General features: G+C 68.5%; 26 protein-coding genes. 12 read left to right on the top strand and 14 right to left on the bottom strand.

Annotated features, from left to right (window positions below; all coding sequences use genetic code 11):
- Nucleotides 1–42: 42 nt before the first annotated feature.
- The 5 genes from ABD974_RS01045 to ABD974_RS01025 all read right to left on the bottom strand — a co-directional run bounded on the left by ABD974_RS01045 (nucleotide 43) and on the right by ABD974_RS01025 (nucleotide 5094).
- Nucleotides 43–1278: an endonuclease/exonuclease/phosphatase family protein gene (locus ABD974_RS01045; protein ID WP_345301412.1), complete on the bottom strand. Its 1236-nt coding sequence runs from the start codon at nucleotides 1276–1278 to the stop codon at nucleotides 43–45.
- Entirely contained in the window at nucleotides 1275–2039 is a 765-nt protein-coding gene (locus ABD974_RS01040; RefSeq protein ID WP_345301411.1) for an arginyltransferase, read from the bottom strand. Before ABD974_RS01040 ends, ABD974_RS01045 begins: the two co-directional genes overlap by 4 nt.
- An 8-nt stretch (nucleotides 2040–2047) precedes the next feature.
- Nucleotides 2048–2635, bottom strand: coding sequence for a phosphatase PAP2 family protein (locus ABD974_RS01035; RefSeq protein ID WP_345301410.1), 588 nt, complete (start codon nucleotides 2633–2635; stop codon nucleotides 2048–2050).
- A gap of 90 nt (nucleotides 2636–2725) precedes the next feature.
- Nucleotides 2726–3871 (bottom strand): RNA polymerase sigma factor, encoded by a 1146-nt coding sequence (locus ABD974_RS01030; protein WP_345301409.1) that lies wholly within the window; start codon nucleotides 3869–3871, stop codon nucleotides 2726–2728.
- On the bottom strand, nucleotides 3868–5094 hold the full coding sequence (locus tag ABD974_RS01025) for an RNA polymerase sigma factor (protein WP_345301408.1): 1227 nt from the start codon (nucleotides 5092–5094) through the stop codon (nucleotides 3868–3870). Before ABD974_RS01025 ends, ABD974_RS01030 begins: the two co-directional genes overlap by 4 nt.
- 176 nt (nucleotides 5095–5270) lie before the next feature.
- Here ABD974_RS01025 and ABD974_RS01020 point away from each other — a divergent pair, with 176 nt between their 5' ends.
- The gene (locus tag ABD974_RS01020; RefSeq protein ID WP_345301407.1) at nucleotides 5271–5939 is read left to right on the top strand and encodes an EF-hand domain-containing protein; all 669 of its coding nucleotides are present in this window, start codon (nucleotides 5271–5273) and stop codon (nucleotides 5937–5939) included.
- A gap of 108 nt (nucleotides 5940–6047) precedes the next feature.
- Here ABD974_RS01020 and ABD974_RS01015 read toward each other — a convergent pair whose 3' ends face one another.
- Together ABD974_RS01015 and ABD974_RS01010 are read right to left on the bottom strand one after the other, a co-directional pair.
- Entirely contained in the window at nucleotides 6048–6905 is an 858-nt protein-coding gene (locus tag ABD974_RS01015; RefSeq protein ID WP_345301406.1) for a RodZ family helix-turn-helix domain-containing protein, read from the bottom strand.
- A 3-nt stretch (nucleotides 6906–6908) separates the two neighbouring features.
- Nucleotides 6909–7805 (bottom strand): acyl-CoA thioesterase, encoded by an 897-nt coding sequence (locus ABD974_RS01010; protein ID WP_345301405.1) that lies wholly within the window; start codon nucleotides 7803–7805, stop codon nucleotides 6909–6911.
- Between the two features lie 138 nt (nucleotides 7806–7943).
- Between ABD974_RS01010 and ABD974_RS01005 the strand changes: the two genes are divergently transcribed.
- Nucleotides 7944–8804: a pirin family protein gene (locus ABD974_RS01005; protein WP_345301404.1), complete on the top strand. Its 861-nt coding sequence runs from the start codon at nucleotides 7944–7946 to the stop codon at nucleotides 8802–8804.
- Nucleotides 8805–8866: 62 nt separating this feature from the next.
- On the opposite strand, the gene ABD974_RS01000 is transcribed toward ABD974_RS01005, so the two are convergent.
- Nucleotides 8867–9445, bottom strand: coding sequence for an N-acetylmuramoyl-L-alanine amidase (locus ABD974_RS01000; protein WP_345301403.1), 579 nt, complete (start codon nucleotides 9443–9445; stop codon nucleotides 8867–8869).
- 23 nt (nucleotides 9446–9468) lie between these two features.
- Between ABD974_RS01000 and ABD974_RS00995 the strand changes: the two genes are divergently transcribed.
- From ABD974_RS00995 to rlmKL, 3 genes are read left to right on the top strand one after another with little or no spacing between them, the layout of a single operon-like run.
- On the top strand, nucleotides 9469–9969 hold the full coding sequence (locus ABD974_RS00995; RefSeq protein WP_345301402.1) for an MOSC domain-containing protein: 501 nt from the start codon (nucleotides 9469–9471) through the stop codon (nucleotides 9967–9969).
- A 23-nt stretch (nucleotides 9970–9992) separates the two neighbouring features.
- On the top strand, nucleotides 9993–10538 hold the full coding sequence (locus ABD974_RS00990) for a hypothetical protein (protein WP_345301401.1): 546 nt from the start codon (nucleotides 9993–9995) through the stop codon (nucleotides 10536–10538).
- Complete coding sequence (rlmKL, locus tag ABD974_RS00985; RefSeq protein WP_345301400.1) at nucleotides 10535–12703, top strand: bifunctional 23S rRNA (guanine(2069)-N(7))-methyltransferase RlmK/23S rRNA (guanine(2445)-N(2))-methyltransferase RlmL; 2169 nt, start codon at nucleotides 10535–10537, stop codon at nucleotides 12701–12703. Before ABD974_RS00990 ends, rlmKL begins: the two co-directional genes overlap by 4 nt.
- Nucleotides 12704–12779: 76 nt before the next feature.
- Here rlmKL and ABD974_RS00980 read toward each other — a convergent pair whose 3' ends face one another.
- Entirely contained in the window at nucleotides 12780–13943 is a 1164-nt protein-coding gene (locus ABD974_RS00980; protein ID WP_345301399.1) for an extracellular solute-binding protein, read from the bottom strand.
- Between the two features lie 173 nt (nucleotides 13944–14116).
- On the opposite strand from ABD974_RS00980, the gene ABD974_RS00975 reads away from it, so the two are divergent.
- Nucleotides 14117–14989, top strand: coding sequence for a pirin family protein (locus ABD974_RS00975; protein WP_345301398.1), 873 nt, complete (start codon nucleotides 14117–14119; stop codon nucleotides 14987–14989).
- 19 nt (nucleotides 14990–15008) lie between these two features.
- Here ABD974_RS00975 and ABD974_RS00970 read toward each other — a convergent pair whose 3' ends face one another.
- The 5 genes from ABD974_RS00970 to ABD974_RS00950 form a co-directional block, all read right to left on the bottom strand.
- Nucleotides 15009–16169 (bottom strand): extracellular solute-binding protein, encoded by a 1161-nt coding sequence (locus ABD974_RS00970; protein WP_345301397.1) that lies wholly within the window; start codon nucleotides 16167–16169, stop codon nucleotides 15009–15011.
- Nucleotides 16170–16229: 60 nt separating this feature from the next.
- Nucleotides 16230–16703, bottom strand: a complete 474-nt coding sequence (locus ABD974_RS00965; RefSeq protein ID WP_345301396.1) for an SH2 domain-containing protein — start codon at nucleotides 16701–16703, stop codon at nucleotides 16230–16232.
- Between the two features lie 127 nt (nucleotides 16704–16830).
- Nucleotides 16831–17547, bottom strand: coding sequence for an aquaporin Z (gene aqpZ, locus ABD974_RS00960; protein WP_345301395.1), 717 nt, complete (start codon nucleotides 17545–17547; stop codon nucleotides 16831–16833).
- An 82-nt stretch (nucleotides 17548–17629) separates the two neighbouring features.
- Nucleotides 17630–17965: a hypothetical protein gene (locus ABD974_RS00955; RefSeq protein ID WP_345301394.1), complete on the bottom strand. Its 336-nt coding sequence runs from the start codon at nucleotides 17963–17965 to the stop codon at nucleotides 17630–17632.
- A 331-nt stretch (nucleotides 17966–18296) separates the two neighbouring features.
- Nucleotides 18297–19085 (bottom strand): cytochrome C assembly family protein, encoded by a 789-nt coding sequence (locus ABD974_RS00950; protein ID WP_345301393.1) that lies wholly within the window; start codon nucleotides 19083–19085, stop codon nucleotides 18297–18299.
- An 87-nt stretch (nucleotides 19086–19172) separates the two neighbouring features.
- Between ABD974_RS00950 and ffh the strand changes: the two genes are divergently transcribed.
- The 6 genes from ffh (at nucleotide 19173) to ABD974_RS00920 (ending at nucleotide 23367) form a co-directional block, all read left to right on the top strand.
- Complete coding sequence (gene ffh, locus ABD974_RS00945) at nucleotides 19173–20543, top strand: signal recognition particle protein (protein ID WP_345301392.1); 1371 nt, start codon at nucleotides 19173–19175, stop codon at nucleotides 20541–20543.
- Nucleotides 20544–20686: 143 nt separating this feature from the next.
- On the top strand, nucleotides 20687–20956 hold the full coding sequence (gene rpsP / locus ABD974_RS00940; protein WP_345301391.1) for a 30S ribosomal protein S16: 270 nt from the start codon (nucleotides 20687–20689) through the stop codon (nucleotides 20954–20956).
- A gap of 49 nt (nucleotides 20957–21005) precedes the next feature.
- Complete coding sequence (gene rimM / locus ABD974_RS00935; protein WP_345301390.1) at nucleotides 21006–21518, top strand: ribosome maturation factor RimM; 513 nt, start codon at nucleotides 21006–21008, stop codon at nucleotides 21516–21518.
- Nucleotides 21519–21534: 16 nt separating this feature from the next.
- The gene (gene trmD, locus ABD974_RS00930; RefSeq protein WP_345301389.1) at nucleotides 21535–22299 is read left to right on the top strand and encodes a tRNA (guanosine(37)-N1)-methyltransferase TrmD; all 765 of its coding nucleotides are present in this window, start codon (nucleotides 21535–21537) and stop codon (nucleotides 22297–22299) included.
- Between the two features lie 143 nt (nucleotides 22300–22442).
- A complete protein-coding gene (gene rplS, locus ABD974_RS00925) occupies nucleotides 22443–22841 on the top strand; it encodes a 50S ribosomal protein L19 (protein WP_345301933.1) in 399 nt (132 codons plus the stop codon).
- Between the two features lie 127 nt (nucleotides 22842–22968).
- Nucleotides 22969–23367: an RNA-binding S4 domain-containing protein gene (locus ABD974_RS00920; RefSeq protein WP_345301388.1), complete on the top strand. Its 399-nt coding sequence runs from the start codon at nucleotides 22969–22971 to the stop codon at nucleotides 23365–23367.
- Nucleotides 23368–23397: the final 30 nt, after the last annotated feature.

Raw genomic sequence — 23397 nt, 5'->3', positions numbered from 1 at the left:
GCCGTTTCGCCGATTGACGATGTCAATGGCGGGGCGCGGGCCCTACTCGGCGGGCAGCAGATCGACCCAGACCGCATGGTGGTCGGACGCGGTCCCGAGCGCAGCGTCTGCGCTGTCGGGCGTGGGCCAGAACACGCCGGATGCGGCCACGCGCAGTCCGGTGGACGGCAGCACGTAGTCCAGCCGCAGGTTGCCGACCTGCGGACCGAAGTCGCCGGTGTCTTCGGCCGGGTCGCCGAGGTGCGCGGCGTTCGCGCCGCCCGCGGTGCGCGCCGCCGCGGCGCTGCCGTCACCGCGTGGCGCAGGATGCTGCAGCACGCGTGGGTGCGCGATCAGCGCGCGGATCGCATCGTGGCGGCCATCGCCGTCGACCGGATCGTTGTTGAGGTCGCCGGCGATGACGAAACGTGCTTCGGCAGGCAAACCGCCGCAGCGGCCGGCGTCGTCGCACAGCCAGGCGCGATCGGCCGGATCGTTGTCGAGGTATTCGCGCCACAGTCGCAGTTCGTCGGCGTTGCGCGCGCCGTTGCGGTCTTCGGGCCCGTCGAACACCGGCGGCGTCGGATGCGACACCAGAAAGTGCAGCGTGCCCTGCGGTGTCCGCACCGGCACGTCCCAGTGCGACTTCGACGACAACCGCAACGCCTGCCAGACCGGATCGGAATAGAACATCCGCCGCGCGCGCGGATCCACCGGCGCCGATGCGTCCGGCATCGCACTCCATCTCAAGAGCCTGAAGCTGCGCACGGCCGAGACGTCGATCGGATGGCGCGACAACACCAGCATGCCGTACTGGCCGGGGTGCAGGCCGAAGCCCCAGGCGTCGTTGCCGCGATCGCGGCCGCTGCCGCCGACGGTGCCGTTGCCGTCGAGATCCAGACCGCTGGGCACGCCGGTGTTCACCGGGGCGAAATACCGGTACGGATAGCGCAGCGCGTCGCCACCGCCGGCCTGCGGCACCGCGAGATAGTCGCGCTGGAACAGATCGGCCGCACGGCCGTCGGCGTCGTAATCGAATTCGTTGAGCAGCACCAGGTCCGGGCGCACGCGTTGCAGCACCGCGGCGATCTTCCGCGCGCCGGGATCGCCTGCTTCGAGTCGGCGAATCAGGCCGCCGTCGTTGTCGTCGTACAGCGAGGTGTTGTAGGTCGCCACGCGCAATGGCGCGGCCTCGGCGGGTGCACCGTGCAACCGCACGCGCAGGCAGCCCGCGCTCGAGGCGGCGAGTGCGCCGGCGCACAGCCACCCGGCGATGCGGAAAGTGAAGCGTGCGGTCATGGTCCGGTCTCTCCGGGACGTTCGGTCTGCGGCATCCGCGACCAGCCGTGTCCGTCGTAGGATTCGAGCGGCCGGTAGCGGCGTTTGTAGGCCATCTTGCGATGGCCGTCGATCCAGTATCCGAGATACAGATGACGTTTGCGGTCGCGCTGCGCCCAGGCGATCTGCTGCAGGATCGCGAACGTGCCGAGACCGCGGTCCGCGGCGTCGGGGTCGTAGAAGGTGTAGACCGCCGACAACGCGTCGTCGACCACGTCGGTCACCGCCACCGCCAGCAGGGTGCCGGTGGCGTGCGGCTGGCGCGTGCGGATTTCCAGAAAGCGGCCCTGGCCCCAGGCGCTGACCAGGAACTGATCGAACTCGGCGGTGCCGTGACCGTCCATGCCGCCGCCCGGATGACGCGCGGCGAGATAGCGCTGATACAGCGCGAAATGTTCTTCGGTGCGTTCGGCCGGGCACACCCGCGTTTCCAGATCGGCATTGCGGGCGAGGCAGCGGCGCTGGCTGCGGTCGGGGTGGAATTCCGCGACCGGAATCCGCACCGCGACGCAGGCCTGGCAGCTGCGGCAGTGCGGCCGATAGATCAGATTGCCCGAGCGGCGGAAACCCCAGCCCAGCGCGGTCGGATAGAGCGTCGCCAGGCGCGGATCGCCGGGATCGAACACGAGATCGCGTGCGCTGCGCTCCGGCCAGTAGCCGCAGGCATGCTCGGGCGTGTGGAACAGCCGGATCGGATCGTCGTCGGCCGGCGGATCGCGCATGACGTCGCTCATCCGCGCAGCGCCGCGAGCGCGGGCCAGTACAGCGTCGCCGCGATCAGCCCCGCGAGCCCGCCGGCGACCAGATCGCGCGGCCGGTGGCGCGACAGATGCAGGCGCGACCACGCCACCGCGACGGCGAAGATGAGGCCCACAGCGATCGCGATGCCGCCCAACGGCCACAGCAGACCTGCGGCGTAGATCGCGAACGCGAGATGCAGCGAGAGTTTGCAGACGCGCGCAGCGAGGATCGCGATCGCGACGATGCCCGCGGCGAGCAGCAGGGCGAGCGCGAGATCCGGTTGCGGCAGGCCGCGCCACGCCAACAGTGTCGCGACGAGCAGCATCGCCAGCAGCGTGCGGTTGAGACTGCGGCGTTCGTCGTGGCCGCTGGCGTCGACGTGCGCCCAGCGCCCGCGACGCACCTGCCACCACGACCAGCCGAGCACCAGCGCGGCGAAGACCGCGAAGCCCGTCGCCATCGACGACAGCGATTGCGGATCGCGCGCGCGGATCGCGGCCGGCAGCAGCAATGCCGCCGGCAGCACCAGCAGCGGGTGGCCGAGGATCGAAACGACGCGGGCGATGCGTTGCGGCATGCGCCAAGCATAACCGCTGCGGTCGCAGCGTCTGCGCCGCGAGACCCCCGATGCGGTATCGATCAGCGCATGCCGATCACGGCCGGCCGATCACAGCCGGCCGGACACGATCAGCCCCGCGATCAGGCCGCCGAAACCGAAGACGGCGCCGAGGATCGCGCCGACCCGGCACTGGATGCGCTCGCGCCGTCGACGCGCGGCCGCACGCACGGGATCGCGCTGCGCTTCCAGCGCACGGCGACGCGCCATCGCCCGCGGCTGCACCACCATGGATTGGTAGAAGATCGTGCCCATGAACGCGAGGCCGGCGATCAGCGGCCAGAGCCAGCCGCCGTCGAATCGCACGATCAACAGCATCGCGATCACGAAGCCCACGGTGGTCAGCGCATTGATCCCCGCACTGCGGGTGAGCGCGCGCCGCTCTTCGTCGTCGATCGCGTCCTTGAGTTGCCGGCGCAGGCCGAGCCAGATGCCGGCGAATCCGCCGAGCACGCCGATCGCGAGGCTGCCGGCCGAGCCTGCCACGATCTTGCCCAGCGTTTTCGCGCCCACTGCGGCACCGACGGTCAGGATGCCCTTGGCCGCCGCGGGCGGGCTGGCGATGGTCAGCGCGGAGGCGACGATGCTGGTGAAGGCCGCGCCGGGCGCGCTGTCCGCCGCGAATTCGCCGAAGCGCGCCAGCAGATCCTCGCGCAGGCTCTGGCGCGCGCGCGACAGCCGCTTGCGCACCGCGGCGTCTGACAAGCCCAGCAACAGCGCCACCTGCCGCGAACTCTGGCCTTCGCGATAGAACAGCAGCAGCGCTTCGCGACTCTCTTCCGGCAGCGCGGAAATCAGTTCGACTGCGGCGCGTTCGCGCTCGTCCTGCTCGTGCTGCTGCATCGGCGTGGGCGACGGATCGGCGGCGAGCTCGATCGCGATCTCGGCGCCTTCGCCGTCGAGCGGGCGATGGCGGCCTGCGCGCAGATGGTCGCGGGCGAGGTTGCGCGCGATCTGGCGCAGCCACGGCAGGAAGCTGGTCGGATTCTGCAGCCGCCGGAGGTGTTGCCACGCGGTGAGGAACGCCTCCTGGGCGATGTCCTCGCTCGCGCTCACGTCGCGGGTGATCGCCAGCGCTACCGCGGTGACGGTGTTCTGACAGGCCGCGACGATCCGGCCGAACGCGGCGCGGTCGCCGTCGCGTGCGGCCGGCAGCTCGACGGCGATCAGCGCATCCACGGCGGACACCGCGTTCATCCGAAGATCCGCGTCAGCAATATCCGCGTGGTCGCGGCGACGCCGTGCGGCCCGTAATGGAAGCTGGCGTAGAAGACCGCCATCGCGAAGACGTAGAGCACGCCCGAGTAGAACATCGCGACCGGGCCGTAGCTGTAGTCGTAGGCGCGATAACGACCTTTGGCGCCTGCCGGATCGCGCGCGCGGTCGCGGTCGATCATCGGCAGCAGTTCGCGTCGGATCGCGAGCAGCGTGTACAGCGAAGCGAATTCGGTGAACAGGGTCGCGCCCATCGTCGCCCAGAAGCTCGGCACCAGGAAGGCCACGAGGAAGGTCGCCAGCATCAGCGGCAGGGTCACGATCATGTAGACCCAGTAACGCCGCAGCAGCGCTTCGCGCTCTTCCAGCGTTTCGGCGTAGATCAGCACATGTTTGCGGGTGAGGTGCGCGGCGATCGCGCCGCCGACCAGCGAGCCGCCGATCACGCCACCCATGCCGACCACCGCGGCCAGCCCCTTGCCGGCCATGCTGCCGCCCACCGTGCCCGCGCCGACGGCGCCGGCCCCCATGGCGGTCGCGGCGGCGGCCGCCGCGGGTTTGGTGGCGATGCCCAGACCGGTGATGACCGCGGCGGTGAAGGCCGCCGACGGCGCCGAACTGCGCGCGAATTCGCCGAAGCGCTTGATCAGGTCGTCCCGCACCAGCTGTCGCGCGCGGGAGAGCCGCTTGCGCACCGCGGCATCGGTGATGCCCAGCAGCGCGGCGACCTGTTGCGAACTCTGGCCTTCGCGATAGAACAGCAGCAGGGTTTCGCGACTGTCTTCGGGCAGCGAGGCGATCAGCTCGGCGGCGGTGGCTTCGTGCTCGTCGGCCAGCAGTTTCTGCATCGGTTGCGGGCCGGGATCGGCGGCCATCGCCAGCGCGAGTTCGGCGTTGGGCCCGTCCAGCGGCTGGTCGCGGTATTTGCGCAGATGGTCGCGGGCGAGATTGCGGGCGATCTGACGCAGCCAGGGCAGGAAGCTGTCGGGGCTGTGCAGGCGTTCCAGATGCTGCCAGGCGTTGAGGAAAGCTTCCTGGGCGATGTCCTCGCTGGCGCTCACGTCGCGGGTGATCGCCAGCGCCACCGCGGTCACGGTGTTCTGGCAGGCGGCCACGATCCGGCCGTAGGCGGCGTGGTCGCCATCGCGGGCGGCGGGCAACTCCTGCAGGATCAGGGCGTCGACGGAGAGGACGGTGGCGTTCATGCGCGGCGGGCGACTCGGGGCGGACATGATGCCAAGACGCGCGGCGGCCGCGGATGTGACTGGCGCGGATCGACCGGCAGGGCCGTGAGCGGGCGTGTCAACCGTGGCCGTCCGCGGGCGTTGATGTTGGCATGCGGGCCGCCGGCCCGGCCCAACCCACCCATGAGGAGAATCCCATGACGGTATCCAGAAAGCCCATCGCACTGCTCGCGCTCGGTCTGGCCATCGCCGCCGCCACCCCGCTTCTGTTCGCCCAGACCCCGCCGTCCGGCGGCGGCCAGCCCGGCGCCCGACACGCCAAGGTCGACGCCAACGACGACGGCGCGATCGACCGCAGCGAAGCCGCCAAGGCGCCGCGTCTGGCCGAGAATTTCGACAGGCTCGACGCCAACAAGGACGGCAAGCTCAGCGCTGCCGAGCGTCCGCAGCGCGGTGCCCGCCAGGGCGGGCGCGGCGGTCCGGGCGGCCCGGGTGGCGCCATGGCCAAGCTGGACACCAACGGCGACGGCGCCATCGATCGCGGCGAAGCCGCCAATGCGCCGCGCATGGCCGAGAATTTCGACAGGCTCGATGCGAACAAGGACGGCAGGATCGGCGCCGACGAACGTCCGCAGCACGGTGGCCGTCAGGGCGGCATGCATGGTGGCAAGGGCCGCGGCGGCGAGCGCATGGCCCAGCTCGACAAGAACGGCGACGGCCGCTTCAGCCGCGACGAACTCGCCGGCCACGAACGCGCGCTGCAGAACTTCACCGCGATCGACGCCAACAAGGACGGTTTCCTGACCCGCGACGAGATGAAGGCCCATCACCAGGCCGCGCGCGCCGAGCGCAAGCCGAAGCCGTAAGGCGGCACTGCCGCTCGCGGATGTTCCGAAGCACGAAGGCCGCCCTTGGGGCGGCCTTCGTCGTGTCTGCATCTCGTTTCCGCAGGTCGTGTACGTCTCGCGATCGCGTCACATCACCACGCGCTTCACCTTCCACAGCACATCGTCGCGCTGCACTTCCAGGATGCGCGCCTGCGTCCTGCGGCGGCCATCGTCGCCGGTATCGGCGATCTCGACCCGCACCGTGCCCACGCCCGAGCCGTCGGTGCGGTATTCGCTCACCGCGACCGTCGCCGCGTCCGCCGCGCAGGAGGCCGCCGGGCGGATGCGCTCGCGATCCGCCGCCGGCATCTGCGCGAGCAGGGTGTCCGTCGGATCCGCGCCGTCGACAGAGACGCACAGCGTCGCCGCGCTCTGCGCGCGCAGTTCGGCGGCGATCAGCATCGCCGCGAGCGCGCTGGGCGTCGCCACCACGTAGGTCGCGTCGGCGACGACCGAAGTGTCCGGCGCGGCGCTTTGCGTGCTGGTGTCGGCGGGTGCGCTGGCGACCGCAATGGCGGGTGCGGTCGTCGATGCGACCGGCGCGGGTTTGCGCCAGGCCAGCAGGCCCATGCCCAGCGCGAACGCGATGCCGACCAGCAGCGCGGCCCGGATCCGGAACGCGCGCCGTTTCGCGGCATCGGCGGCACCGCCGTTGCCCAGCCGGTCTTCCTCGGGCGTCGGCAGATAGCTGGTCGGCGAGCGTCCGGAGTCCAGCAGGCCGATCGCGCGCAGCAGTTCGCGCGCCTTGGGCTGATCTTCCGATTTCACCACCCACACCGCCGGCTGCGGGCCTTCGTTGGCGGTGTCGCGATAGCTGAAATTGCCGCGGCGATTGCCGCGATACGAGCGGCCGTTGGTGATCCGCGCATCGACGCCGTGCTCCTTCAGCAGTTCGGCGACGCGCTCGACGTTTTCCAGCCGCGGGCTGGTGAAGACCTGGCGCATGTTTCAGCCCTCCGCGGCTTTGGCGGCATCGAGCACGCGGATCATGCCTTCCTGCGAGGTGCTCGCGACCAGATGTCCTGCGCGGTCGAAGATCTGGCCGCGCGCCAGCCCGCGCGCGCCCTGCGCGCTGGGGCTGTCGATCGAATACAGCAGCCAGTCGTCGGCGCGGAACGGTCGATGGAACCACATCGTGTGATCCAGCGAGGCCATCTGCACGTTCGGCTGGTAATAGCTGATGCCGTGCGGAAAGGTCGTGGTGCCCAGCAGATGGAAATCCGAGGCGTAGGCGAGCAGGGCGCGATGCAGCTCCGGCGCGTCGCCGACGCGTTCGCCGAGCTTGAACCACACCTGCTGGAACGGCGGGCGTTTCGGCGGATTCAGTTCGTCGCGCGGATAGATCGGGCGGAATTCGAACGGCCCCATCCGGTTCAGCCAGCGCTGCACCTTGCTGGGCAACTGCGCGAGTTTTTCAGGCGAGAGCTTCGGCGTCGGCTCGACGTCTTCGGGCATCGGCACGTTCGGCATCGGCAACTGGTGCTCGGCGCCGTCCTCGTGGATCTGGAACGAACACGCGCAGACGAAGATCGGCTGCCCGTGCTGGATCGCGGTCACCCGGCGCACCGAGAAACTGCCGCCGTCGCGGGTGCGGTCCACGTCGTAGACGATCGGATGTTCGATATCGCCGGCGCGCAGGAAATACGCGTGCAGCGAATGCGCGGTGCGCGGTCCCTTGGCCGGGTCGATGTCCAGCGTCGCCTGCGCGGCCGACAGCGCCTGTCCCAGCACCTGGCCGCCGAACACGTATTTCGTGCCGATGTCGCGGCTCTGGCCACGGAAGAGATTGTTTTCAAGCCGCTCCAGCGACAGCAGTTCGATCAGTTCCGAGACGGGCGAGGTCATGGCGGTGCCGGTAGGGGGTCGCGGCGATTATAGGCCGAGGGTCCTGGCGTCGCGACGCGACACGGAGCGTTGCGGCATTGCGGTCGTACCGCTCCGGGCGCCGTGCGACCCTGCGTGTCCGCCGCACTGGAGCCCGCCATGACCATCGTCGTTGCCCCCCGCGTTCATGATCTGGGCGGTTTCCAGGTGCGCCGCGCCGTGCCTTCGATCCAGGCCCGCAGCGTCGGCCCGTTCGTGTTCGTCGACCACATGGGCCCGGCCGTGTTCCAGCCGGGGCAGGGCATCGATGTCCGTCCGCATCCGCACATCGGGCTGGCCACGGTCACCTTCCTGTGGGCCGGCCGCATCGGCCATCGCGACACGCTGGGCACCATTCAGGACATCGGCCCCGGCGACGTGAACTGGATGACCGCCGGCCGCGGCATCGCCCATTCCGAACGCACCCCGGCCGCGCTGCGCGAGGGCGGCCAGCCGCTGCACGGCATGCAGACCTGGGTGGCGCTGCCGAAGTCCGTCGAGGAGATCGCGCCGGCCTTCCATCACCATCCCGCGGCCACGCTGCCGCGGATCGAGCGTCCGGGCGCGCTGCTGCGGGTCGTCGCCGGCCGCGGTTACGGCGAAGAATCGCCGGTGCATGTCTTCGCCGACACGCTCTACGTCGCCATCGATCTCGCGCCCGATGCGGAGATCGCACTCGACGCACGGCACCGGCAGCGCGCGCTGTACGTGCTCGACGGCGACGCGCAGCTCGATGGCGCCGACATCCCCGCGATGCATCTGGTCGTGCTCGACGACGGCGTATCCCATCGCCTGCGCGCGAAGACGCCGGTCAAGGCGATGCTGCTGGGCGGCGAACCGCTCGACGGCCCGCGTCATCTGTGGTGGAACTTCGTGTCCTCGTCGAAGGAGCGCATCGAACAGGCCAAGCACGACTGGCTGGTCGGCAACTTCGGCGATGTGCCCGGGGAGACGGAGTTCATTCCGCTGCCGGAGCGCTGAATTTCGTTCCGCCTATCGTCATCACAAGCGCGGCAAAGGGCCTGCTGTCGTGCATTCTCGGGTTACGGCTGCAGTCGTTCCCACGTCACCGACTGCATCACCCGGTCCCACGGAAACAACGGCCCCGGATCGCGTTTGCGCGGCACCTGCACGGTCGGGTCGTCGGCCGACGCTTCCATCTCGCGATCCAGATCCTCGTGGCCGGTGATGTATTTCACCGAGGGGAACTGTTGCTGTAATTGTCCGAGCAGCGCGATCAGAGCGACGATCTGCGCTTCGGGATAGGGTTCGTCCATCGCCTGGTGTTTCGAATCGCGCCAGTGCGGGTAGCGGCCGGTGTTGACCAGTTCGATGCCGATCGAACGCGGGTTGTAGCCGCGGACGTGGTGGGCGATGCGGTCCGGGCGCACGTAGAGCTGGATGCGGCCGTCGCGATCGATGTAGTAGTGGCCGCTGTTGCCGGTGCCGCTGCCTTCGTAGAGCACGCGCTCGCCGAAGTCGCGGGCCGACGCGAGCGTCGGCGTTTCGGTGCAGTGGATGACGATCAGGTCGATCTGCGACAGCGGCCGCGCGTCGAGTTTCAGCTCGTACGGCAGCGGGTCGATCTCGACCGGCGGGAGTGGCGGAAGGTCGGGCAGCATGGGCCGGATGCTAGCATTGCGCGATGCCTCTGCCGCCCCCCGATTCAGAACTCCACCGCCTCATGACGCGGTTCCCGCGTGCGGGAACGGTGCGCTGGATCGGTCTGCGCCCGGCCCGCGACGTGCCGATGCGCGCCGTGGAACTGGCCGAGGCCATCGCCGGCAAGGGGCTCCGCGGCGACCGCTACGGCTCCGGCAGCGGCAAGCGCGGCATCACCCTGATCCAGGCCGAACATCTGCCGGCGATCGCGGCGCTGGCCGGGCTGGACGCGCTGGAACCGTCGACGCTGCGCCGCAACGTCGTGATCGCGGGCCTGCCGCTGATCGCGCTGAAGGGCCGGCGCTTCCGCATCGGCGACGCGATCTGCGAGGGCACGTCGCCCTGCGACCCGTGTTCGCGGATGGAAGCCGCGCTCGGCCCGGGCGGTTACAACGCGATGCGCGGCCACGGCGGCCTGTGCGCACGCATTCTCGAAGGCGGCACGCTGCGGATCGGCGATGCGGTCGAATGGCTCGACGATTGAACACTCCGGAACCGACATCGCCCATGCGCGGACACTGCATTCTTTCCCACGGTTTCGAGAGCGGTCCCGATGCCACCAAGGTCACGGCGCTCGCCGACGTGGCCGAACGCTTCAGCTGGACCCACGAACGTCCGGACTACGCCGATCTCGATGCGAGACGCGAGATCAGCACGGTCGGCGACGTGCCGGCGCGGCTCGAACGCCTGCGCGCATTGGCCTTCGCGGCGGCGGCCCGCGGCCCGCTGGTGCTCGGCGGCTCCAGCCTCGGCGCGTACATTTCGGCGCGGATCGCGCTGGCGCTGTCGGCCGAGGGGCTGCCGGTGAAGGCGCTGTTCCTGATGGCGCCGCCGCTGACGATGGGGCCGCTGCCGGCGCTGGACGCACCACCGGTGCCGATCTCGATCCTGCACGGCTGGGACGATGAACTCATCCCGGCGATGGCGGTCGCCGAATGGGCGCAGGCGCGCCGCGCCCGCTTGCTGCTGGTCGACGACGGCCATCGCCTGTCCGCGAACGTGCGGACCTCGGCGGATGCCTTCGCCACCCTGCTGTCGGAGATCGCCGCATGAAATTCTTCGTCAGCTGCGCCAAAGGGCTCGAATATCTGCTCGTCGACGAACTGCTCGCGCTCGGCTGCAGCCACGCCACCGCGGCGCGCGCGGGCGCGAACGTCGAAGGCGATCTGGCGCACGCGCAGCGCGCGGTGCTGTGGTCGCGTCTCGCCAGCCGCGTGTTGTGGCCGATCGCCGAATACGACTGCCCCGACGAACGCGCGCTCTACGCCGGCGCCGCCGCCATCGACTGGTCGCAGCATCTGCGCGTGGGCATGAGCCTCGCGGTGGACGCGCACGTCTCCGGCGATGCCATCACCCACGCGCGCTACGCCGCGCAGCGGATCAAGGACGCCATCGTCGACACCCTGCGCGGGCCGGACGGCGAGCGGCCGAGCGTCGATCTCGACAACCCGGATCTGCGTCTGAGTCTGGTGGTCAAGGCCAACAAGGCCGGCGCATCGAAGGCGATCCTGTCGGTCGATCTCGGCGGTGGGCCGCTGCATCGTCGCGGTTGGCGCCAGACCCAGGGCGAAGCGCCGCTGAAGGAAACGCTCGCCGCCGCCGTGCTGATGCGCGGCGGCTGGCCGGCGCTGTATCACGAGGGTGGAGCGCTGCTCGACCCGATGTGCGGCAGCGGCACCCTGTTGATCGAAGGCGCGCTGATGGCCGCCGACGTGGCGCCCGGACTGATGCGCGACGGCGGTGCGATGCAGACGCCGTCGCGCTGGCGCGGATTCGACGTGATCGCCTGGCGCGCGCTGGTGGAAGAGGCCGAAACGCGCGCCGCGGCCGGCAACGCCGCGTTGCGCGGCGATTTCCGCGGCAGCGATCTCGACCCGCATGCGATCCGCGCGGCGCAGGAGAACGCCGCGCGCGCCGGCGTCGCCGAGTCCATCGCCTTCGACGTGCGCGACGTGGCGCAGCTGGCCGCGATCGAGACCGAGCGCGGTCTCGTGGTCTGCAATCCGCCGTACGATGCGCGCCTCGCCGCCGATCCGATGCTGTATCGCACGCTCGGCACGGCGCTGAAGCGCGCGGTGCCCGGCTGGAAGGCGAGCCTGCTTTGCGGCGATGCCGAACTGGCGCGCGCCACCGGCCTGCGTGCGGCGAAGAAATACCAGGTGTTCAACGGCGCGATCGAATGCGCGCTGATCGTCTGCGACCCGATCCTGCCGCCGCAGAAGGAACGTCCGGTCGAGGCCGAACCGCAGACGCTGAGCGAAGGCGCGCGGATGGTCGCCAATCGCATCCGCAAGAATCTCAGGGCGAGCAAAAGCTGGCGCTCGCGCGAAGGCGTGACCTGCCATCGCGTGTACGACGCGGATATTCCCGAGTACGCGGCGGCGGTCGATGTCTATATCGGCGATGCCACCGGCGAGCTGTGGCTGCATGTGCAGGAATACGCCGCGCCGGCCGAGATCCCGGAAGCGACCACCCGCAGGCGATTGCAGGAACTGCTCGCCGGCGCGCGCGATGCTTTCGCGGTGCCGCGCGAACGCGTCGCCGTGAAGACGCGCGCGAAAGGCAAGGGCGGCAGCAAGTACGCCGACAGCGGCGCGTTCAAGCGCGGCGAAACCCTCGATGTGCGCGAAGGCGCGGCGCTGCTGCGGGTGAACCTGTTCGATTATCTCGACACCGGCCTGTTCCTCGATCACCGGCCGATGCGGCTGCGCATCGCGCAGGAAGCGAAGAACGCGCGCTTCCTCAATCTCTTCGCGTACACCGGCGCCGCCACCGTGCACGCGGCGGTCGGCGGCGCGGCGCAGACCACGTCCGTGGACCTGTCCGCGACCTACCTGCAGTGGTGTTCCGACAACCTCCGGCTCAATGGCCTCGGCGGCGCGCGCCACCGGCTGGTGCAGGCGGACGTGCTGCAGTGGCTGCTGGCCGATCGCGGCGAGTACGACCTGATCTTCTGCGACCCGCCGACGTTCTCGAACTCGGCCCGCGCCGACGATTTCGACGTGCAGCGCGATCACGTGCGCCTGCTGCAGGCGGCGATGGCGCGGCTGGCCTTCGGCGGCACGCTCTATTTCTCGAACAACTACCGCCGCTTCCGTCTCGACGAGAACGCGATCGCCGCATTCGCGCACTGCGAGGACATCAGCCCGGAGACCATTCCGGCCGATTTCGCCCGCAATCCGCGCATCCATCGCGCCTGGCGACTGCGGGCCATCTGAGACTCGACCACCTGAGGCTCGGCCGCCAACGCGCATTCGACGCGTGGCGGCCGGCGAAGCTTCGTCCCATCGGAACTCACATCTCGCCGTAGACGATGTTGTTCCATGCGTTCCGGCGGCGTTCGGCGCCATCGTTCGGCAGGGGCGCCGCCGAGCGCAACCGGGCCCGCAGATCTTCCCTGGGATAGACGTTGGGGTTCTGGGCGATGGACTTGTCGATGAACGTCGTCGCCCGATTGTTGGCGTTGGCGTAGCTCAACGCGCTGCTGATCTTCGCGATGACCTCGGGTTCCATCAGGTAGCGGATGAAGCGGTGGGCGTTGTCGACGTTCTTCGCCTTGACCGGAATCGCGACGACATCGATCCAGCGCAATGCGCCTTCGCGCGGGATCACGTAGCGGATCGCCTGCGGCTTCGCGTGGGTCGCCTTGGCTTCGGCCTGCGCGATGCTGTTCGCCTTGTCCACATCGCCCGAGTACGTCAGCACGACGCACAGCCGACCTTCCCGCAGGTCTTTGGTCAATTCCGACGACGGGCTGAATTTGCGGATGTACGGGCGGATCGCGGCGTAGGCATCGCGCACCGCGAGCACCGACTTGTCGTCCGAGGCGTTGATGTCCAGTCCCTTCCAGAGCAGGGCCGCCGTGAATCCGTCGAGTTCCGCATCGACGATGCCGATGCCGCATGCGGACAGTTTCTTCGCCGTGACCGGATCGAAGATCAGGTCCCAGCTGTCCAGCGCCACGCCGGGCCCCACGGCCGCCTTGACCATCTCCTCGTTGATGCCGAGACCGGTCGTTCCCCACAGATAGGGCACGACGTGCGCATTGTCCGGGTCGATTTCGGCCAGATCGGCCATGATGTCGGCGTCGAAAGCGTCCAGTCCGCCGAGTCGCGGCTTGTCCAGCGTCGCCAGCAGGCCCTTCTCGATCATGCGGCCGGCATAGGGACGTGCGGAGGGGAAAATCACGTCGTGTTCGCCGTGCGCCGAGGCCAGCTGGCGCTCCAGCGCATCGTTGTTCGAGTAGGTCGTGTAGTTGACCTTGATGCCCGACGCCGCTTCGAATCTGCGGATCGTGTCTTCGCTGATGTAGTCGGGCCAGTTGTAGACGTTGAGGATTTGACGTTCGGTGGTCTGTGCGACCGTCGTGAAGGGAGGGGACTGTTCTTTGCCGCAACCTGCGATGCAGAGGGTGGAGACGATGAGGGCGAATACGATACTGCCGGCTTTCCGTGCCAAGGGCGATCTTCCTTTGATGTCGAGTGGGTCCACGTCATGGCCCGCAATCCCGCGGCGCCATGTTCCGATCGTGCAATATACAACCCGCCTCGAACGATGCGTTCCAGCGTCGTCGTTGTTTTGAGATACCGGTCACCTCACTTCATGGCATTCGAAAGCCCACGGGAGCGATCATGTCCGACCACCCCATCCATTTTTCGCGCATCGTCCGCACCGTGCGCGGCCTGCCGACCTCCGACGGCGCCGGCGTGAAGTTGCGCCGGGTGATCGGTACCGAGGCATTGCCCGATCTCGATCCCTTCCTGATGCTCGACGAATTCGGCACCGATCGCGCGGAGGATTACATCGCCGGGTTTCCCGATCATCCGCACCGCGGGTTCGAGACGGTGACCTACATGCTCGATGGGCGCATGCGCCATCGAGACAATCACGGCAACGAAGGCCTGTTGGAACCGGGCTCCGTGCAGTGGATGACCGCGGGTCGCGGGCTGGTGCATTCGGAGATGCCGGAGCAGCAGGCCGGCCGCATGCGCGGCTTCCAGCTGTGGGTGAACCTGCCGTCGGCGCTGAAGATGACGGCGCCGAAGTACCAGGAATTCGCGCCCGGGCGAATGCCGGTCGTGCGCCCCGCCGCAGGCGTCGAGGTGAAGCTGATCGCCGGCGAAGCGCCCGATGCCGACGGTCGCATGGTGCGCGGGCCGATCGAACAGCCGGCGACCTCGCCGCTGTATTTCGACATCGCGCTCGATGCCGGTGCGACCTGGGACGTCGCGTTGCCCGAGGGCCACAACGCCTTCGTATACGCCTACGAGGGCGCGGCGACGGTGGGCGAGAGCGATGCGGCACGTCTGCTGGAAACGCAGACGCTGGCGGTGCTCGGTGGCGGTGAATGCCTGCGCCTGGGCGCGGGGACGGAAGGCGCGCGCACGATCCTGGTCGCCGGTCGACCGTTGCGCGAACCGGTGGCGCGTTACGGCCCGTTCGTCATGAACACTCGCGAGGAATTGATGCAGGCGGTGGTCGATTACCAGGAAGGACGCTTCTGACCGTTGGCCTGCGTGCGGATCACATTTCGCCGAAGACGAATGCGTTCCAGGCCTGCTGCCTGCGCTCGGCATCCTCGTTCGAGGCCGAGCCCAGGCTCTGCAGCTTGGCCCGGACCGCAGGCGGCGGATAGATGCCCGCGTCGCCGGTCACGACCGGGTCGATCGATGCGGTCGAGGCTGCGTTCGCATTGGCGTAGCTGACGAAATTGCTGATGTCGGCGATCACCTTGGGTTCCAGCAGATAGTCGATGAAGCGATGCGCGGCCTCCGCGTTCGCCGACTTCTTCGGAATCGCCATCACGTCGACCCAGCGCACCGCGCCTTCGCGCGGGATCACGTAGCGGATCTCGGGCGGGTTCTCGGATTCCTCGGCCTGCGCGCGCGCCTGCAGCACGTCGCCGGAGAAGCTCAGTACCAGGCACAGGTCGCCTGCGGCGAGGTCGCGGATGAGCTCGGACGAACCGGTGATCTTGCGCACGTGCGGGCGGATCGCCAGCAGCGTGCGTTTGGTCGCCGCGGTCGTCTCGGGCGAATGGTCGTTGGCGCTGCGTCCCATCCAGATGTGGAGCGCCGAGGTGGTTTCCAGCATGTCGTCCAGCACGCCGATGCCGCAGGACGACAGCTTGGCTGCATTGGCGGGATCGAACAGCAGTCCCCAACTGTCGAGTGCGGCGCCGGCGCCCAGCGCGGCCCGGACCTTGGCGACGTTCATGCCGATGCCGGTGGTGCCCCACATGTAGGGCACGAGATGGGCGTTGCCGGGATCGATATCGGCCAGTTCGGCCAGGATCTCGGAGTCGATGTTGCGGAGATTGGGCAGCTTGCCCTTGTCCAGCGGCTGCAGGGCGCCTTCGCCGATCAACTGTTCGGCGTAGGGCCGGGCCGAGGGGAACACCACGTCGTAGCCGCCGGGGCTCGCCGCGAGTCGTTGCAGCAGCGTCTCGTTGTTGGAGTACACGTCGTAATTGACCCGCAGACCGCTGCGGGTCTGGAAATCCGCGACGGTGTTCTCGGCGATGTAATCGCTCCAGTTGTAGACATTGAGCGTGCCGGCGGCGCCGGCAGGTGCGGTTGCGGACGGATTCGGTGCGGCTGGAGGCGGCGCATCCTCGCCGCAGCCCGGGAGCATCAGGGCCGCGAACGCGAGCGCGCAGCCGAACACCAGCGAATTCCTTCTCATCCACCACTCCTTGCCGTGAACTGGCCCGCTGCGGCGTTTTCTGCCGCGGCGGGTCGGGGATCAACGGGCGGCGAACGCGCCTCCGTCGAATTGCAGGCTCTGGACGACGCCCTGATAGCGCCCTAGTGTCGCAGGGTCTTCGGTACGGATGAAGACATGGGCGACCTGGCCGTCGTCGAGCTTGACCAGGGTCTCGCGGACCAGTTCTTTCGGACGCCCGGCGATCTCGCCCCGATACCACCAGAATTTCCTGCCTTCGATCTGGCCCTGCTCTTCGCGCAGTTCGCTTTCCGGCCTGAACGGGGATTTTCGCGAGAGCGTCAGCGCGAACGCTTCCTGGCTGTTGTCGATCCGCATGGCACGGCACAGCAGGAGAGTGTCGGTGCGAAGGACGGTCCAGGTGAGGCCGGCGTCCGGTGGCATGGATGGGCAATCGGCCGCGGTCTGGGCGGTGGCGTTGGTGGCGGCGCCGGCGAGGAGCAGGCCGGCGAAGGCGGTGGACAGCAACGACGACAGCGGGGACTTCGATTTCATGGTGGACTCCGCGGCGATATGCAGGGTGGCCATCCTTGGGCCGGGGCTGTTTCCTGCCATGAAACGAAGCATCAACCGTGCCAGAGCGTGGTCCGGCGGAATGCGCCGGACCAAGGGCATCCGCCGGTCACTCGCGGGCCGCGCCCAGCCATTTGCCGATGACGCCGCCGATCAGCCCGCCGAGGATCGGCGCCAGCCAGAACAACCACAGTTGGCCGACCGCAGCGCTGCCGGCGAACAACGCCACGCCGGTGGACCGGGCGGGGTTCACCGAGGTGTTCGTCACCGGAATGCTGATGAGATGGATCAGGGTCAGGGCCAGTCCGATCGCGATCGGCGCGAAACCCGCCGGCGCGCTGCGGTGGGTGGCGCCCAGGATCACGACCACGAAGAACGCGGTCATGATCACCTCGCACAGGAAGGCAGAGGCCACGCTGTAGCCGCCCGGCGAGAGCGCGTCGTAACCGTTGCTGGCGAAAGCGCCGGCGGCGGTCGGGTCGATCGCGAAATCGGGCCGACCGCTGGCGATCTGGAAGAGCAGGAAACCGGCGGCGATGGCGCCGAGGGTCTGCGCGACGATGTAGGGCGCGAGGTCGCGGGCGGAGAAACGGCCGCCGGCCCAGAGCCCGAAGCTGACTGCCGGATTGAAATGCCCGCCGGACAGGTGGCCCAGCGCGTAGGCACCGGTGAGCACGGTCAGGCCGAAGGCCAGCGAGACGCCGAGCAGTCCGATCCCGAGCGGATTGCCGTCGCCGCCGAAATGCGCGGCGAGCACGGCGCTGCCGCACCCACCGAGAACCAGCCACAGGGTGCCGAGGAATTCGGCCGAGAGACGTTTGATCACGGTGCTTCTCCTTGACGAGGGCGAACGTATGCGCCGGCGCGGTACGCCGGCGGCGTTGCATCCCGCGGGGGAGAGGCGGGAATCAGTCTTCGTAGGCGGGGAAGGGCAGCGAAAGCACCGCCTGCTGTCGTTTCGCCAGCGTTTCGGGGTCGGTCGCGCGCAGGAAGACATGCACGACCTGCTCTTCGCCCACTTGGATCAGGGTTTCGCGGATGAGTCCGTTCTTGTCGTTCGGCACTTCGCCGCGGTACCACTGCAGCTCGCGGCCATTGAGCGTGCCGGTTTCGGCGCGATCGCCGCGGCGCGGCTTGAACGGCGATTCGGGGCTGATGGTGAGCGCGAAGGCTTCGCCGCCGCCTTCGGTCAGGATCGCGCGGCAGAGCAGGGTGTTCGGCACTCGCAGCACTTCCCAGCGCATCGATTCTGCGGCGTCCGCGGGGAATGCCGGGCAGTCCGCAAGCGGGGCCTGGGGCGTGTTCTGCGCGCTGGCGATGCCTGCCCAGAGAGCGACAAGCGGGAAAAGCCAGGTCCGAGCCATCGATTTCACAACGAAAATCCCCCGAGGTTGAGCGCGGTCGAGCGTCCATGCGGGCGGTGCAGTCGGGAGGGCATCCCGAGGCTGCAGATCATGAGTGAATGCGATCCAATGATGGAAAGTTAAGCCACGCGCGACCCGGATGCCATAGGTGGCCCGCTTTTTTTCCGATCGAAACGCTCGATCGGGCCGTTTTGCCCGGCCTGCACGCGCCTCAGCGCCGCTGCAACACCAGTTCCAGCACCAGATTGCTGCCGAAGAAGGCCAGAACGAGCAATGCCATCGCGGCGAGCGTCCAGCGGACCGCCTTGGCGCCGCGCCAGCCATAGCGCCAGCGACCGAGCAGCAGCGCGCCGAAGGTCAGCCAGGACAAGGCGCTCAGCAGGGTCTTGTGGGCCAGATGCTGGGCCAGGAGATCTTCGACGAACAGCACGCCGGTCAACAGGGTCGCGGTGAGCAGCACGAAACCGACTGTGATCGTGCGGAAGACCAGGGTTTCCAGTTCCACGAGCGGCGGCAGCGCGCGCAGCCATCCGTGCAGCCTGCGTCGCCGCAGCGCGCGTTCCTGGATCCAGAGCAGGATCGCCAGTACCGAGGCCAGGGCGAGCGTCGCGTAGGCCAGCAGCGCGCACCAGGCATGCAACTGCAGACGCCAGTCCAGCGGCTGGGGATCCTGGCGGCCGATCCAGGCGTACAGCGCGAGCGTCAACGCGGCGATCGGAAACACGATCACGCCCAGCGCCGCCATCCGGCCGCGCAGCCCGACCACCAGGGTCAGCGCCGCCATGCCCAGACCCACCAGCGACAGCGCGGAGAAGAAATGCAGATTGGCGCCGCCCGCATCGCTCCAAGCCAGCGCATGGGTCGCGCCATGCATCACCGCGGCCAGGGCCGGCGCCACCCACAGCGTCGCCGGCACACCGGGGCCGCCGTCCGCCAGCCGACGGGCGAGCAGACCTGCGGTGATCAGATACAGCGCCAGGGCGATGAGAACGAATGTCATCGTTTCAGTGTCGCATACGCCGGCGTCCCCGCGCACCGCCATGGGCCACAGTTATAATCGCGCTCTTTTCCGCAGCGGTCCGCGCCCATGTTCGAGTCCCTCACCCAGCGTCTGTCCGGCACCATCGAGCGCCTCCGCGGCCGTGGCCGGCTGACCGAGGAGAACATCCGCGAAGCCACGCGCGATGTCCGCGTGGCGCTGCTCGAAGCGGACGTGGCGCTGCCGGTGGTGCAGGCTCTGATCGAGCGCATCAAGGTGCGTGCGGTCGGCCAGGAAGTGCTGAAGTCGCTGACCCCGGGCCAGGCGCTGATCAAGGTGGTGCGCGACGAACTCGCCGCGGTGATGGGTTCCGCGGCGTCCGATCTCAATCTCAACGTGCCGGCGCCGGCGGTGATCCTGATGGCCGGCCTGCAGGGCGCGGGCAAGACCACCACGGTCGGCAAGCTCGCCAAGCACCTGAAGGAAAAGCGCAGGAAGAAGGTGATGGTGGTGTCGGCCGACGTGTATCGGCCGGCCGCGATCGAGCAGTTGAAGACGCTGGCGCAGCAGGTCGACGTGCTGTTCTTCCCGTCGGATCCGTCGCAGAAACCCGAGGCGATCGTCAGGGCCGCGATCGACGACGCGAAAAAATCCTATGTCGACGTGCTGATCGTCGACACCGCCGGCCGTCTCGCCATCGACGACGCGATGATGGCCGAGATCAAGGCGCTGCATGCGGCCGTCAATCCGGTGGAAACCCTGTTCGTGGTCGACGCCATGACCGGCCAGGACGCCGCGGCCACCGCCAAGGCCTTCAGCGAGGCGCTGCCGCTGACCGGCGTGGTGTTGACCAAGACCGACGGCGACGCCCGCGGCGGTGCCGCGCTGAGCGTGCGCTACATCACCGGCCGGCCGATCAAGTTCGTCGGCGTCGGCGAAAAGCCCGACGGTCTCGATGTGTTCCATCCGGACCGCGCCGCCGGCCGCATTCTCGACATGGGCGACGTGCTGTCGCTGGTCGAGCAGGTCGAGCAGCAGGTCGACAAGGACAAGGCGCAGAAACTCGCCGAGAAGGTCGCGAAGGGCAAGAAGTTCGACCTCAACGACATGAAGGACCAGCTCGAACAGATGCAGAACATGGGCGGCCTGCACGGGCTCATGGACAAGCTGCCGGGCATGGGCCAGATCCCCGATGCGGTGAAGAACCAGGTCACCGGCAAGGAAGTGCCGCGGATGGTGGCCATCATCAATTCGATGACCAAGAAGGAGCGTCGCAACCCGGCGCTGCTGAACGGCTCGCGCCGCGCCCGCATCGCCAGGGGCGCCGGCCTCACCCCGGCCGACGTGAACAAGCTGATGAAGCAGTATCAGCAGATGGAAAAGATGATGAGCAAGCTCAGCGCCGGCGGCATGAAGGGCCTGATGCGGGGCATGAAGGGCATGATGGGCGGACGCGGCGGCGGCATGCCGTTCCGGTGATCGGGCGGCGCCCGGTCGACCCGAATACGGGCGCCAGGTGCGAGCGGTCGTTCGTCGAGGGTTTCCCGACCCGAATCAGCGGGTTATACTTGCCGGCTTACCCTGCCATTCCGGCAGCCGGGCTCCACAGGAAACTCCGTCTCATGGTCAAGATCCGTCTCACCCGTGGCGGCGCAAAGAAGCGCCCCTTCTACCACATCATCGTCACCGACAGCCGCAGCTCGCGCGACGGCCGCAACATCGAGCGTCTGGGTTACTACAACCCGATCGCCGCCGGCAACGAGAAGCGCGTCGAACTCGACCTCGAGCGCACCAAGCACTGGATCGGCCATGGCGCCCAGATGACCGACAAGGTCGCCGATCTCTACAAGCAGGCCGCCAAGGCCGCCGCTTCGGCACCGGCTTCGGCCTGATGCCTCCGGCCGCGCGATGCGCGGCCGCATTCCGATTCTCCGTTCCGCAATGAACGACCCGACGCGCCGCATCCTGGTAGGCAGGATCCACGGCGCGTTCGGCGTGCGCGGCGAACTGAAACTCGAATCCCTGACCGAGCCGCCCGGCAATCTGCTGCGCTACCAGCCCTGGATCCTGCGCGATGCCCAGGGGCGCGAACGCGAAATCTCCGGTGCCAGGGCGCGTCCCGGCGGGAAAGGGCTGATCGGCACGATTCCCGGCGTCGAGGATCGCGACGTGGCCGAGGCCCTGCGCGGGGCCGAGTTGTACGTCACGCGCGGGGCGCTGCCGCCGCCGAAGGACGGCGAGTTCTACTGGATCGATCTCGAAGGCATGCGCGTCGCCAACCTCGAGGGCGTCGAGTTCGGGACCGTCGCCTACGTGTTCTCCAACGGCGCCAACGACGTGCTGGTGGTGCGCGGAGATCGGGAACGCATGATTCCCTTCGCGCGTCCGGACTACGTCCGCGAGCTCGATTTCGACAGCGGCCGCATCCTCGTCGACTGGGATGCGGATTTCTGATCCGCCGGCCGACGCCATGCGCATCGACATCATCAGTTTGTTTCCCGAATTCGTCGCCCAGGTCGCCGGCCATGGTGTCGTCGGGCGCGCGCAGGAGCGCGGGCTGTTGTCGATCCACGGCTGGAACCCGCGCGACCATGCCGAAGGCAACTACCGGCGGGTGGACGATCGTCCGTTCGGCGGCGGGCCGGGCATGGTGATGATGATCGAGCCCCTGCGGGCGACGCTTGCCGCCGCCCGCGCAGCGGACCCGCGGCCGGCGAGGGTGGTGTACATGAGCCCGCAGGGCGTACCGCTGACCCAGGCCAAGGCCCGCGAACTGGCTGGACAGCCGCGCCTGATCCTGCTCTGCGGCCGCTACGAAGGCGTCGACGAACGTCTGCTGCAGGCCGAGGTCGACGAGGAATTGTCGATCGGCGATTACGTCCTGTCCGGTGGGGAACTGGCCGCCGCGGTGGTCATCGACGCCACCGCCCGGCTGTTGCCCGGCGCCCTGAACGACGCCGAATCGGCCGCCCAGGACAGTTTCGAGGGCGAGGACGGGCTGCTCGACTGCCCGCATTACACCCGCCCGCTGGAACATCCGCTGGGAAGCGTCCCGCCGGTGCTGGTGTCCGGCAATCATGCCGAAATCGCGAAATGGCGCCGGAAACAGTCCCTCGGCCGGACTTGGTTGCGGCGGCCGGAGCTGATCGACCGGACCACCCTGTCGAAGGCCGACCGGGCCCTCCTGGACGCTTTCCTGGCCGAGCGGGCCGAGACCCCCGGCGAAACCGGCTGAGGCGCTGGCGCCGCGGCGAAAATCCCGTTTATAATGCGCGGCTTACCGTCGATTGGCGGTAATGACCAACCCATGCCATGACGCGGGTCCACGTGCACTCGCGCAACAACATGCCGCTCGACGGCACCAACAACAGGCCCTCCATGAACAAGCCCTCGCTCAACACGCTGCTGCAGCAGTTCGAAGCCGAACAGGTGCAGCGCCAGCTGCCGCAATTCGGTCCCGGCGACACCGTCATCGTCAACGTCAAGGTCAAGGAAGGCAATCGCGAACGCGTGCAGGCCTACGAAGGCGTCGTCATCGGCATCAAGAACGGCGGCCTGAACTCCGCGTTCACCGTGCGCAAGATCTCGCACGGCTACGGCGTCGAACGCGTGTTCCAGACCCACAGCGCGGCGATCGAGTCGGTGGTGGTGAAGCGTCGTGGTGCGGTGCGTGCGGGCAAGCTGTACTACCTGCGCAACCTCGAAGGCAAGAAGGCGCGCATCAAGGAAGATCTGTCGATGCACGCCAAGGCGAAGAGCGAAGCCAACGCCGGCTGATCCGCTCCGCGACCGAGTCATCGGGAAGCGCGTCATCCGAAAGGCCGCCCACTGGGCGGCCTTTCGTTTTTCTGCGGCTTCAACCGATCCGCGTACACTTTCCCCGTCCCGTCTCCGATCGCTCCGCATGCCCGAAGACATCGCCAGCGTCCGCCTCGATCTGTGGCTTTGGGCCGCACGCTTCTACAAGACCCGCAGCCTGGCCAAGCAGGCGATCGAAACCGGCAAGGTCGATGTCGGCGGCCAGCGCGCGAAACCCTCGCGCACCGTCCGGGTCGGCGACGCCATGCGCATCGCGCGCGGCGACGAAACGTTCGAGATCGAAGTGCTGGGGCTCAGCGATCAGCGCGGCGCGGCGAAGATCGCGCAGACGCTCTACGTCGAATCCGAAGTCTCGAAAGCGCGCCGACTGGAAACCCTTGCGACGCTGCGCGCGGCCCGTGCGGGCTATCAGGCGCCGGAGACGAAGCCCGACAAACGCGCACGCCGCCTGATCCGCGCGCTGGGCGATATCGATGCGATCTGAGCCGATGTGGTTTGAACCGTCGATGTCGCT

The organism is Lysobacter hankyongensis, assembly GCF_039543145.1.
GTDB classification, from domain to species: domain Bacteria; phylum Pseudomonadota; class Gammaproteobacteria; order Xanthomonadales; family Xanthomonadaceae; genus Lysobacter_I; species Lysobacter_I hankyongensis.
This window is presented reverse-complemented; position numbering and strand designations above follow the sequence as displayed.